Source organism: Sporosarcina sp. Y1004, from assembly GCF_057669665.1.
Genome location: NZ_JBYHFQ010000008.1, coordinates 57,103 through 69,783 on the forward strand (window position 1 = coordinate 57,103; position 12,681 = coordinate 69,783).

At 40.4% G+C, this 12,681-nt stretch carries 14 protein-coding genes; 7 read left to right on the forward strand and 7 right to left on the reverse strand.

What is annotated here, in order from left to right:
* Positions 1 to 111: 111 nt before the first annotated feature.
* The gene (locus AC25Y6_RS07890) at positions 112 to 444 is read right to left on the reverse strand and encodes a winged helix-turn-helix transcriptional regulator (RefSeq protein WP_488142613.1); all 333 of its coding nucleotides are present in this window, start codon (positions 442 to 444) and stop codon (positions 112 to 114) included.
* Between the two features lie 425 nt (positions 445 to 869).
* Here AC25Y6_RS07890 and AC25Y6_RS07895 point away from each other — a divergent pair, with 425 nt between their 5' ends.
* On the forward strand, positions 870 to 1,949 hold the full coding sequence (locus tag AC25Y6_RS07895; protein WP_488142614.1) for an AI-2E family transporter: 1,080 nt from the start codon (positions 870 to 872) through the stop codon (positions 1,947 to 1,949).
* Between the two features lie 145 nt (positions 1,950 to 2,094).
* Here the strand turns inward: AC25Y6_RS07895 and tatA are convergent, their stop codons facing one another.
* The 4 genes from tatA to AC25Y6_RS07915 all read right to left on the reverse strand — a co-directional run bounded on the left by tatA (position 2,095) and on the right by AC25Y6_RS07915 (position 5,516).
* Entirely contained in the window at positions 2,095 to 2,298 is a 204-nt protein-coding gene (gene tatA, locus AC25Y6_RS07900; RefSeq protein ID WP_488142615.1) for a twin-arginine translocase TatA/TatE family subunit, read from the reverse strand.
* 76 nt (positions 2,299 to 2,374) lie between these two features.
* Positions 2,375 to 3,136, reverse strand: a complete 762-nt coding sequence (tatC, locus tag AC25Y6_RS07905) for a twin-arginine translocase subunit TatC (RefSeq protein ID WP_482105955.1) — start codon at positions 3,134 to 3,136, stop codon at positions 2,375 to 2,377.
* A 408-nt stretch (positions 3,137 to 3,544) separates the two neighbouring features.
* Complete coding sequence (locus tag AC25Y6_RS07910) at positions 3,545 to 4,993, reverse strand: MFS transporter (protein ID WP_488142616.1); 1,449 nt, start codon at positions 4,991 to 4,993, stop codon at positions 3,545 to 3,547.
* Between the two features lie 196 nt (positions 4,994 to 5,189).
* Positions 5,190 to 5,516: a winged helix-turn-helix transcriptional regulator gene (locus AC25Y6_RS07915; protein ID WP_488142617.1), complete on the reverse strand. Its 327-nt coding sequence runs from the start codon at positions 5,514 to 5,516 to the stop codon at positions 5,190 to 5,192.
* A gap of 96 nt (positions 5,517 to 5,612) precedes the next feature.
* Here AC25Y6_RS07915 and AC25Y6_RS07920 point away from each other — a divergent pair, with 96 nt between their 5' ends.
* The gene (locus AC25Y6_RS07920; RefSeq protein WP_488142618.1) at positions 5,613 to 6,458 is read left to right on the forward strand and encodes a VOC family protein; all 846 of its coding nucleotides are present in this window, start codon (positions 5,613 to 5,615) and stop codon (positions 6,456 to 6,458) included.
* Positions 6,459 to 6,605: 147 nt separating this feature from the next.
* On the opposite strand, the gene AC25Y6_RS07925 is transcribed toward AC25Y6_RS07920, so the two are convergent.
* Entirely contained in the window at positions 6,606 to 6,935 is a 330-nt protein-coding gene (locus tag AC25Y6_RS07925; protein WP_488142619.1) for a CHY zinc finger protein, read from the reverse strand.
* An 85-nt stretch (positions 6,936 to 7,020) separates the two neighbouring features.
* On the opposite strand from AC25Y6_RS07925, the gene AC25Y6_RS07930 reads away from it, so the two are divergent.
* On the forward strand, positions 7,021 to 7,302 hold the full coding sequence (locus tag AC25Y6_RS07930; protein WP_488142620.1) for a hypothetical protein: 282 nt from the start codon (positions 7,021 to 7,023) through the stop codon (positions 7,300 to 7,302).
* Positions 7,303 to 7,384: 82 nt separating this feature from the next.
* Here the strand turns inward: AC25Y6_RS07930 and AC25Y6_RS07935 are convergent, their stop codons facing one another.
* Complete coding sequence (locus AC25Y6_RS07935) at positions 7,385 to 8,095, reverse strand: hypothetical protein (protein ID WP_488142621.1); 711 nt, start codon at positions 8,093 to 8,095, stop codon at positions 7,385 to 7,387.
* 103 nt (positions 8,096 to 8,198) lie between these two features.
* Here AC25Y6_RS07935 and AC25Y6_RS07940 point away from each other — a divergent pair, with 103 nt between their 5' ends.
* The 4 genes from AC25Y6_RS07940 (at position 8,199) to AC25Y6_RS07955 (ending at position 12,641) form a co-directional block, all read left to right on the forward strand.
* Positions 8,199 to 9,470: an acetyl-CoA hydrolase/transferase family protein gene (locus AC25Y6_RS07940; RefSeq protein WP_488142622.1), complete on the forward strand. Its 1,272-nt coding sequence runs from the start codon at positions 8,199 to 8,201 to the stop codon at positions 9,468 to 9,470.
* Positions 9,471 to 9,997: 527 nt separating this feature from the next.
* A complete protein-coding gene (locus AC25Y6_RS07945; RefSeq protein WP_482101411.1) occupies positions 9,998 to 10,726 on the forward strand; it encodes an ABC transporter permease in 729 nt (242 codons plus the stop codon).
* Positions 10,727 to 10,730: 4 nt separating this feature from the next.
* Entirely contained in the window at positions 10,731 to 11,519 is a 789-nt protein-coding gene (locus tag AC25Y6_RS07950) for an ABC transporter ATP-binding protein (protein ID WP_488142623.1), read from the forward strand.
* 15 nt (positions 11,520 to 11,534) lie between these two features.
* Positions 11,535 to 12,641, forward strand: coding sequence for an ABC transporter substrate-binding protein (locus AC25Y6_RS07955; protein ID WP_488142624.1), 1,107 nt, complete (start codon positions 11,535 to 11,537; stop codon positions 12,639 to 12,641).
* Positions 12,642 to 12,681 lie beyond the last annotated feature (40 nt).

Consider the following 12,681-nt stretch of genomic DNA (forward strand, 5'->3'; position numbering starts at 1 on the left):
GCAAGACTAATTGTAGAGAAAGGCAGTCTGTTGAAGTGATGATGAGAAAAACATACAAAGAATCTCTCCAAAATATGAATACATAAAGCCAGTTTTTGAGTGTGATTGGCTTTATGTATTATTTGAAATGGAATCGGGTGCAACCCATGTTTTGGACCATTTTTCGATTTCTATCATAATGGGTGTAAGTGACATTCCTTTTTCAGTTAACGAATATTCAATCCGTACTGGTGTTTCTGGGTAAACATTTCGGATGACAAAACCTTGCTGATCAAGATCTTTTAACCGTTCGGATAATATTTTACCACTGACCCCAAGTTTATCGGTCATGGTACAAAAACGCTGCGGTCCTGCCATTAATTGATATAAAATAAGAGTAGTCCAGCGTTGACTCAACACAGATACAGCTTTTTCAAAACGTGGGCAAAGTTCAAATTCGCTCATAGTTTATCGGTTCCTTTCTACAGAAGTTTAATACGTTGATAAAAGTTACTATAACATATAAATTTAGTTACATAAAGTAATTAAGTTACTATTTTTTGGAGGGGAAACCAAAGAAACTTTCATAAAACACCAATTATGCGTAATGGAGAAGTATATTTTAATGTGTTTCACCAAGTTCAATTTAATCTAATGATGAGGTTATCGGGTTTAAAGTACTTGAGCTAGTTTCGAAGAAAGTGAAATTGACTACGGACGGAAAAACACCTTAGTTGTGAGCGCGGTACTGGTTTATGGTCCAATCAAAAGTGTCGAATGAATTGTTCATATTAAGGGGAGTTGAAACTTTCTTCGACGCCATCCGTAAAACAACGTATACTTAAAATTAATAGTGTATCAAAATGGTGATATGAAAAGGAAGTGGGAATATGACGAAAAAGCTATGGTTCCAAGTGGGTGTTGGAATATTACTTGCAATGCTTATTATTAAATACTTTATGGAGATTCAAGGGATTTTTTCACCGCTGGTTATTATTGCAAAAGCCATTTTCATACCGTTGCTTTTAGGCGGCGTACTTTATTATATTATGGAGCCAGTCCAACGGTTTCTGGAAAAAAGGAAAGTACCAAGGTGGGGAAGCATTCTTTCGATTTTTGCGATACTCGTAGCTGTCGTTTGGATATTTATAGCGATTATTGGTCCTCCGATAACGAAACAAATTAATAACTTGGTTGATAATGCACCTACAATTACTAATGAAATCAACGTCATGAAAGACTCACTTCTTCAACAAAAAGATGATTTACCAAAACAGTTGGAAGATTCTATTGACAGTGCAGCTGATTCGATTCAATCCATTGCGGTCAATTTTGGGAAATGGATTGTTCAGTTTTTACAGTCGTTTCTACAGGCAATGTTCTTGCTAGTACTTGTTCCATTTTTCTTTATTTTCATGCTGAAAGATCATGAAAAGTTTGCACCGTTCATTTATAATTTCTTTTCCGGGAAAAGACGAGAGTGGATTAAAAAAACCCTACACGATATCGATACGGTACTTCGTTCATATATCCAGGGACAGTTGTTAATCAGTTTTATTTTAGCAATTTTCTTATACATTGGTTATCTGGTTATTGGCTTGGAATATGCTTTACTGTTAGCTGTTTTCGGCTTGTTCATGAATTTAATTCCATTCATTGGTCCGTGGATATCTGCTGTACCAGCAATTATTATCGGCTTCCTAGAGGATCCGAAGACTGGTATTTTAGCTGCAATCGTTATGCTTGTTGCCCAGCAAATCGAAAGCAATCTCATAACGCCGAATGTGATGGGGAAATCGCTGGATCTCCATCCGCTTACGGTTATTACTGTAATACTGGCTGCAGGTAATATCGGAGGTTTTTTAGGCATCATTGTTGCCGTTCCGACATATGCAGTTGGTAAAGCGATTGTCAAAAATATTTACGCTAGACGCAAGGAAATTAAAGAGGCGGCAACATCTACAGTATAGAGAAATGTAAACTTTTCAGGAGTTGAGGTGTCTCGTGCTTGGATGTATCCGTATGTTTCATAAATATAACGTAGTTTAATCGCTCAAAAAGCCGGCATCAGATACGATTATAAATCGTATCTGATGCCGGCTTTTGAATTATCTATTAAATTTTCTTTTTCTCTGCTACTTCTTTATCATCTGATTTGAATTCATCTGTTACATCATCCATGATGTCTTTTGTTGAACTCTTGAACTCCTTTAGAGTTTGTCCTACAGCTCTTCCTAATTGAGGCAATTTGGATGGTCCAAAGATGATTAAAGCAATTACTAGAATAATAATTAAACCCGGTACACCGATGTTTGGCATGGTTTTCTCCTCCTTTATTCAAATACACGCTTAAGGTAACCAAAATCAATATAATATTACTGCCAATAGAGATACATTAATCTTCTTCCTTCAACATCTTCTCACGCTTCAATTCATTTGCCCGCTTTCTTTTTAGTGACCAGCTAGACACAAGGATGCTGATCTCAAATAGCAGTAATAAAGGAATAATAATGAGAATATCGGAAATGAAGTCAGGTGGTGAAATAGAAACACCGACTATTACAAGTAGGAAATAAGCAACCTTTCTCATTTTCCTCAAATTTTCCGGTGTTACAATACCTAACTTTGTCAGAAATAGTACGACCACAGGTAATTCAAATACAATACCCACTGGAATAATCAAGTTAAACATGAATGTAAAATATTGTTTCATCCCGTAGGTTTCTATTGCACCAATCGATTCGTTGATGTTTGACATAAAGTTCAACATTAAAGGGAATAGAAGAAAATAACTGAAACTGATGCCCGCCAAAAACAAGAAAAAAGAGGCCGGAATAAACATGACTGCTCCTTTTGATTCTTCCCCGGACATACCCGGCTTCACGAATAACCAGGTCTGGTATAACGCAATGGGCAATGTAATCAGAATGGCCAACAGTAAAGCGCATTTTAAATAAATCATTAGCCCATCCGTATAGCCGAAAACGTTCCATTCTACGTGAAGGGCTGTAGGCTGCATCTTGATGAAAGTTAATATTTTTGGTGCAATAGCAAAACCTATTATGAGTGAAACTATAAAAGTCGCAACTACAATAATGAGCCGCTTCCTCAGCTCCGTTAAATGTTCGACAAGAGTGAATTCTTGATCTGTTTTCATACCTCTAACCACCCACTATCTTATAATGCTGGAAAGTAAATTCGGAAAATTTAAACTTTCTTGTTTACCGAAAAGAATATCTTTAATTTATACTATACTGAAAAAATGCAGTGAAATAATAAAAGTAATCTGACCACCTACACATTATACACCTCAAAAATGATTTGTAAATAAGAGGACGCTCAATAATGGAGAAGAGCAAACTTGGAATAGAATAACTTTCTAAGATGAGGGGATAGTAATTCTAATCCGTATTAAGAAACAAAAGCAGTAGAATAAGAAAGCTTTGTTTTTATCATCAGAGTTAATTTGGAGAATAAAACAGCCTTAAATCACATGTGATTTAAGGCTGTTTTCATCCACTTTGATTGAAGCGCTTTAATTCGTCTTACAATTGATCGGCTTATATTATATTCTACTATTTTCATTAACAGGATGCGCATAATCAGTTTTCCGGACTTTCTGTTTGGAGGCGTCTTGTTTGGCTGAATTAGATGATTTTGGGATTAAGAATATAATCGCAATCAGTGCCAATACTGCGAATATGACGTTGGTGATGATTCCGATAGATGCCGCCTTTTCAATATTGCCTGTAAGTGTTATCGCGCTATATACCGAGGCAGAAATGGCAACACCGAAGGAACTACCAAGTGAGCTCGACATTTTGTAAATACCTGAAGATGAACCGATCTTATCTTCCGGTACACTAGAGACTGCCGTATCTGTGGATGGCGTAGCATACAATCCGAGTCCGATACCGAACAGGATGAATCCAACAAAGACGACGATGATATAGGCTATGTCTGGTAAAAACGTCAATGCCATTAATCCGATACCGATTGCAGCCAAGATAGAACCTACCACCATTGGCAATTTCGCTCCGGTTTTCTGCAATATTTTTTCACCGACACGGATCATAACGAGGACGGATACTAAATAACCGATGGATAAAATCCCCGATTGAAACGCCGAGAATCCTCTTCCGACTTGCACATATGTATTGGCTACAACAAGCGTTCCTGCTACCGCATTCAATAAGAAGTTGGAGATGGTAGCACCTGTATACGGTTTGTTTTTAAATAAGTTAAAATCAATCAAGGCGTTCAATTTGCCCATTTCTATTTTAATAAAGAACAACACGCCAATCAGCGTAGCTGCGATTAAACCTAATATGAGTGGACTTGTCCAACCGAAATCGGCACCCCGTGTGATGACAACGTTTAATGCAACCATCATCAATACGAATACGACTAACCCAGTATAATCGAAACGGGAAGGAACTTTCTGTACCACTTTACTTTCGGGTGTGTCTTTGAGCAAAATCATTGCTAGGATAGCGAAAACGATTGAAAAGACAAAAATCCATCTCCAACCCATAGAAGTCGCAATAGCTCCCCCGGCAAATGAACAAATACCGGAGCCGCCCCAAGACCCGATGGACCAATAACTAAGCGCGCGTTGTCTATCTGCCCCATCATAATAGGTTCTTACCAAAGCTATCGTGGCGGGCATAATACAAGCAGCAGACAGACCCTGGATAATCCGTCCGATAATCAACAATGTTGCCCCATTCGTTATGACAAGAAGAAGCGAACCTATAATGCTTAAAATAAGCCCGATATAGGTTAATTTTTTCCGCCCGAATTTATCGGCCAATCCACCCGCTGCAACAACGAAAATACCTGAAAACAATGCGGTCAAACTGATTGCGATATTCAGTACGCCCAGTGAAATCCCTAAATCGTTTTGCATTACCGGGACAATATTGACTAAAGATTGTGCGAAAAGCCAAAAAGTAATAACACCGAAAACAATTCCTGTCAGCATCTTATTCGTGCCCTGATAGCCTGTAGCCATGATTTTCCCCCTCAAAATTAGAAAGAAACTATAGTGGAAATATCATTCATTTTTTATGTATTCCATCATTTTATCACAATAAAATAGTGAGGGGGAGGTTTAAATCATTATTGTTTAAATTCGATTTAATATGAATAATATGAATAATATTAATAATATGAATAATATGAATATATGGATAAGGTGTTTTGTTCTATTATACGTTTTCTTCCACTTGAGCAACCCATGTTTTTGACCATAATTCGATTTCTTTCATAATTGGTGTAAGAGACATTCCTTTTTCGGTCAATGAATATTCGATTCGTACAGGTGTTTCCGGGTATACAGTACGAACAACATAGTTTTGCTGTTCCAGGTCTTTTAATCGCTGAGATAATGTTTTTCCGCTGACGCTGAGTTTGTCGGTCATTGTACGGAAACGCTGTGGTCCTGCTGTTAATTGATACAATATAAGGGCAGTCCAGCGTTGGCTTAATATAGATACGGCTTTTTCGAAACGCGGACAAAGTTCAAAATCGTTCATAAAATACCAGCTCCTTTATTGACAATTCTCATTCTAACATATAAAGTTAGTTACATAAAGTAAGTAACTGATAAAAAGAATTTAGGAGGAATATAAATGAATTTTCATAAAGCACCGCTTACGTATACAGGGGAAGTGTATCTCAACGTCTTGGACTTGGACAGATCCGTCCGTTTTTACAAAGAGATAATCGGCTTTAAAATACTTGAACAAGAATCCAACAAGGTAGTATTGACAGCGGACGGGAAGACGCCCCTACTAATTATCGAACAACCGGAGAATGTGACTCCGAAAGAACCACATCACTCTGGACTTTATCACTTTGCGCTTTTGTTGCCGGAGAGAGCCGATCTCGGAGCGATTATTAAACATTTCGTGCAAAATAGTACACGGATTGGGGCTGCTGATCACCTAGTGAGTGAAGCACTCTATTTGTCAGATCCGGATGGCAATGGAATTGAAATTTACACGGATCGTGACCCTGCTGTTTGGACTTGGGAAAATGGAAAGGTCGGCATGAGTACGGACCCGCTCGATGGGGAAAGTATTGTTGCAGAAAGTGCAGGAAAGACATGGGAGGGGCTCCCTACCGGTACGTTGATGGGGCATGTCCATTTGCATGTGGCAAATCTGCCTGAAACGGAAATTTTCTACAATGCCCTTGGCTTCGAAGTCGTGACCACCTATCCACAGGCTTTATTTATGTCGAATGGGAAATACCATCACCATCTCGGCTTGAATACGTGGAATGGCGAAGGTGTAACACGCCCTAAAGCGGGAAGTGTTGGACTTCAATCGTATACGCTCGTTTATCCGGATGAAACAGTTTTGAATGAAGCTATTACGAAGGTGGAAGCGTTAGGTATGAAAGTGGAATTGGACGGTAGTGGATTTATGACGGAAGATCCTTCCGGAATCCGAATTAATCTTCGAGTCAGGTGATTTATTTCATCAACAGAGTATAAGATGGATTGTCAATAATCATTACCTGAATCTAAAAATGATATAATTGACTAAAAAAACGCTAGGTGAGATCTAGCGTTTTTTCATATTCCTGGATTGAGACGTCTCTTTGGTTAATTAGACTTGTTAAGTTTGAAAGTAGAGATTTCTGTGCAAACTACATTTCGGATTAAACGAAGCTGAACAACTAGGGCATACCGAACCGCTCTCCAAATACTCCGTAATTGTCAGTTCATGACCACAAGCCCCGCACAGAACTGCTTTTTCAATGAATTTATCATCGGGCCAGACCGCGGGATTGCCACACCCGTCTTCTTTGTGGCATTCAAAGCAAGGAAAATAGGTGTCGCAGCAATAATACTTGATAGCAATTCGATCGACTTCTGTATGGTAGTGGGCGCAGCGAGTTTCGTTATCAAGTACTTTACCTAGAACGGTATGACCTTTAATTTCCATATAGGTTCTCTTCCTTTCGCCTTAAAATTTATACTGAAACAGTAATATGATGGGAAAGCTAATGTGAAAAAGGAGTGGTGTCATATTGAAAGAGTTTCCGATAATTCATACGAATGTTTGGGATGCTTTTTGGGCAATTCCAGTAATTTTGCTAGTTTTAATCCTAATGAGAGTCCTTTTCAAAATACCTGAGACCTGGTTTTCAACAGTTACAACTATCACTGGACTTGTTTTATCCATTTTCATTAGTCATCCAGGCAACTTGTACGCCGGGATTTTCATGGGCTTTTTTTATGGTGGCGCAGCCAGTGGGACAATTTATTCGCTGAAAGTCTGGTATGTGAATTACCAAGACAAATCGGGTTAATGAATTACCAAGGGAATTCTGGTTTGTGAATTACCAAGGTAAATCTGGTCTATGAATTACCAAGGTAAATCGTGTTTATGAATTACTTTATCGGGCAAAAACCACATTTCATAAGTCCTGGAACATCTTTGGAGAAGCAACATGTCTTGCGGACTTCAGTGTTTAAAAGGGCAGAAGGTTCGCATCCACCTAGGTAATCCGCGAATAATGAACGTGTAGCGATATCTTCCCAAAGTGCATCATCTTTCAATAGATTGAGGTCAGCACGCGCTTCCAGGGATGTAGCTGGATTTTCGAGCAGTACGTGATATTGCCAAAGGAGAAACCCGAAAATGTTTTCCCATAACGTTAGCGGCGAAACAGATGTCATGGTTCGGATTTGCCTGATGACAGCGTCACACTGATCTTTTAGAATTCGTTTAATAACAACGCGACGTTCACCATCGTCCACGTCCTGCCAGTCTTCCGCATTCGCAAACATACTAACAGACAGTTTTTCGTATTCTACTTTTGCCCCGAAATGAAGATGTTTTTTATCTCCATTCCATACCTCATCGTACGCCGCCAAGTTATAAAATTGCATCGCGGTGAACATTCCGAAACGACGCATGAAGTACGACGCTGCTACAGTTCGGTTAGGGCTTCCGCTCACTGCTTGGATTACAATTAATACGTCCTCCATTTTTTTTTCATCGAGCAGCGTTTCCAATGTGAATAAGTTTTGTTCCGGTTTTTCTACGTAAATGCTATACATATTCAGTTGTCTAATTTGATCCGAAGTTAAGTTTGTCATACATCCATTATATCCATCAAAGTGATAGGTCATCAAGTTGAGTGAGCGTTCAGTCTGTTGTATACTAATTGCTAGTTGAAAACTTACAGAGGTGGAAATCAAATTGGAAAAACGATTGAATGCAGATAAGTTTATAGGGTTGATTGGGAAAAAGGCGGATATCATCGTTCCGATTGCAAATGGGGAACCTCACCGTCTGCTGGATATAATGGAAGCGAATCATACAAAGTTACATGACGTTAAAATTCATCAAATGCTGACTCTTCGAGAGCGGGATTATATAAACGGTAAAATGAAAGGCCATTTATCACATGTTTCATACTTCTTAAGCGGTGCGACACGAAAAGCTTACCAAGAAGGCAAAATAGAATTAGTACCGAACGTTTTCCATGAAGTTCCGCGCATGTTGAAGAAAACCACAAATATGTCGATGGTCTTGACCGTTGCATCGCCCATGGATGAACATGGTTATTTCTCTTTAGGAACGCAGGCAGACTATATTTCGGAATTCATCGGACATGTCCCGTTTGTCTTAGAAGTGAATAAGTATATGCCGCGGACATACGGTGAAAATCAGATTCATATAAGCCAGGTTGCGGGATATATCGAAAATGATCAGCCATTATCCGAAGAGAAGTCACCTTTGGTCGGGGAGAAAGATCTAAAAATCGCTGAATTTGTAACAAACATCATAGAAAATGGGGATTCACTTCAAATAGGAATCGGCGCAATTCCAAATGCGGTTATGGGTATGTTGAAAAACCACCGTCATCTTGGTATCCACACTGAAATGCTGACAGATGGTATCGTCGACCTAGTAAAAGAAGGGGCGGTCGATGGTACACAGAAGTTTACACATAAAGGGAAAATCGTAGCGACATTTGCTTTCGGATCACAACGTTTGTACGATTTCCTCCATGAAAATCCTGCTGTTGAATTTTTACCGGTCAGCAGGGTGAACGATCCACGTGAAATTGCGAAAGAAGAGAGAATCGTTTCCATTAATGCGACGACGGAAGTGGACTTTTATGGACAATGTGCATCTGAAACAATTGGTGGCCGTTATTATTCATCGACTGGAGGACAAGCTGATTTTGCTCGTGGCGCGCGTTTTGCAAAGCATGGTAAAGGGTTTATCTGCATGTATTCGACAGTGAAAAATGACACTATTTCGCGCATTAAACCGCAATTGACGCCGGGTTCTGTCGTTACAACGTCGAAAAACGACGTTGACAACATCGTTACAGAATACGGAATCGCCAGTCTGTATGGAAAATCGTTATCTGCACGTGCAAAAGCACTCATCGATATCGCCCATCCGGCATTTCGGGAGGAGCTACTGTTTGACGCAAAGAAGACCGGGATTATTATTTGAATAAGTTGAAGTGACCAAAACCATGGAGAATCCTACTCCATGGTTTTTTATGTTGTCTCGAATTCAACCGCTCATATATCCTTATCGACCGCCCAAAACCCGTGGTGGACTGCCCATAACCCGCGGCCGACCGCCCATAACCCGCGGCCGACCGCCCATAACCCGCGGCCGACCGCCCATAACCCGCGGCCGACCGCCCATAACCCGGCGGCGACCGCCCATAACCCGGCGGCGACCGCCCATAACCCGCGGCGACCGCCCATAACTCGCGCCTGACCGCCCACAATTTGTGTCCGATCGACTAGATAGTTTATTAGTCAGATGACTGTCATGAATTTCTTGTTGAAATATCACTGAATAGACCCGTTTTTTCGCATGCGCCTAACACACTTTTTTAGGCTGATACATACTATTTGAATGAAGAGGTGGTGACGTTGAAGAGAGATAATAAAGCTGTCCGATACGATCCGTTTGAAATCGAGCAGCGTGAATGGAGACAAAGGCAAACGAAAGAACGGTTGAAACAGATGTTGACGATTGCATCTCCATTGTTCCTGCTACTCATGTGGGAATTCTTGTCGAGGACTGGAATGATTGATATCCGTTTCTTCCCCCCTCCATCCGCAATTGTAAGTACCTTTTTAGGGATGATTTCCAGTGGTGAAATGTTAGGTCATATCGGCGTTTCATTATATAGGATTTTCGCGGGATTTTTAATGGGCGTCATACCAGGTGTCATCATTGGATTACTAATGGGGCTCTATTCGCCAATCAGGCATTTTGTCTCGCCGATTGTGATGGCCCTGATGCCGATTCCTACACTTGCCTTGCTTCCAATAATTATTATTCTTTTCGGAATTGGTGATTTATCAAAAGTAATAACAATAGCGGGCAGTGTTTTTTTTCCTGTTGTCATCAATACAGCTGCAGGTGTTATTAATATCGACTCTATTTATTTAGATGTAGCAAAAAATTACGGGGCAGGAAAATTGAACTTTTTTACGAAAATTGCTTTACCGGGCGCGATGCCCGTCATGTTGGAAGGAATTCAGATGGGGCAGGCGATAGCGCTACTAACGATTGTGGCAGCTGAAATGATGGGGGCAACATCCGGAATAGGATATCTAATTTGGGTATCGTACAAAGCATTTTTACTACAAGAAATGTATGTAGGGCTCATTCTCATTTCCTTTTTTGGTTATCTGTTCTCTCTATTGCTCCGAGGAATTCAAAAAAAGATGTTACCGTGGAGGTGAGCAGGTGAGCAGAAGAGCAAAAATCGTGATTCAGAATCTGACGAAAGCATTTTACAAGAAACAAGGCAGCGTAACAGCACTGGACGACATTAATCTTACAATCAAAGATGGGGAATTTGTCTGCCTCGTTGGACCGAGTGGATGCGGAAAGTCAACGTTACTGCGCATATTGGCAGGGCTCGAGAAACCGAGTATCGGTGAATTTACAATTGCTACAGATGGAGAAGGCCGTCCGCTACAGTCGATGGTGTTCCAGGAAAAGGGTATTATTCCGTGGCTTACTGTCGAAAAGAATGTGGCATTCGGTCTAGAAATGCGTCATTTACCGAAAGAACTCATAAAAGAACGCACCGCTTATTATTTGAAAAAAACGGGTCTGGAAAAGTTTTCATCCCTATATCCAAAAGAATTGTCAGGTGGAATGAAACAACGAGTAAGTATTGCGCGTGCATTTGCTAACGATCCAGAAATATTGTTGATGGATGAACCATTTGCTGCACTGGATGAACAAAACAAGTTTATCTTACAAGAAGAGTTGCTGTCCATTTGGTCAGAAACAGGAAAAACAATCTTATTCATTACCCATAGTATTGACGAAGCGTTGTTGTTAAGCGATCGCATCTTATTAATGAGTTCGCAGCCGGGTAAAATTATTCAAGAAATCAGTGTCGATATGCCGCGTCCTCGAAAAATAGAAGACATACGAGAAAACCCTATAATGGCCGGACAATTCGTAGAGATATGGAAACACCTGCAAGAAGAAGTGCAAAGGTCAAGACGGGACGTTGAATAGAGAGGGAGAGATTCGATGGCAAAGTGGATGAAAAGCGGATGGTTGCTATCGTTATTAGCGTTAGCGCTCCTCGTTGGTGCTTGTTCTCCGAAAGAGACAGAAAAACCGGTAGTAGATGAACAAAAGCCTGAAGATACAGTTGATGTTAATCCTTCCGGTGATTTAGCACCACTCGAAAAAAGAGCAAAAGTTATTATTGCGGAAGACGGGGCAGCCTCGGGGGCAGGTTTCTACATTGCGAAAGAGCGAGGGTATTTTGAAGACTATAATATCGAAGTGGAGTTTGCACAGTTTGCAAACAGCGATGACATGCTACCAGCACTAGCGGCGGGAGAAGTGGATATTGCGGGCGGTGTATCAACCGCATCATTCTTTAATGCGATTGCGCAAGGCATTGACGTAAAGATTATTGCAGATAAAGGGCATAACGTACCAGGGAAGTCCTATTTCACGCTCGTTATTGGTAATCATATGGTTGACGTAATCAAAGAGTATAAAGATTTAAAAGGAAAAAAAGTAGGGGTATCTTCTCGCAACTCGATTGATGGATACATTTACGAGGAAATGGTTAAGCACGCAGGTTTGACTCAAGATGATGTTGAGTTCGTACTCATGGCCGATTTCGGAACGATGCTCGGTGCGATTGACAGCGGAACCATCGATGCCGCTATTAATATAGAACCGCTAATCGCACAAGGTGTAGATAAAGGGTTCCACGTTCGGTTCGGAGATGCGACCGATTATGCACCTGAATCCCAAATTGCAATGGTGTTAGGTTCTCCTCAGTTCATGGCCGAGGAGGAAGATATTTCTTTGCGATTCATGTCGGCCTATTTGAAAGGGGTGCGCGATTATAACGATGCATTTATCAAAGGGGAAGGCAAAGAAGAGATAGTAGATATTATGACGAAGCATACAGCGTTAAAAGATGCCGCTTTATGGGATAAAGTAAATGTAACTGGTCTCGATCCTGACGGTAAGATGTTCATCGATGATATAAAAAAACAATATGACGCATACAAAGCAAACGGTGCCATTCGTGGTGAAATTGATTTTGATAAAGCGATTGATACTTCAATAACAGAAAAAGCGGTAGAAACAATTGGAGAATATGAACGCTAATCGGCTGTATCAAAAGCATGACAGAGTTTTTGGTAATAAA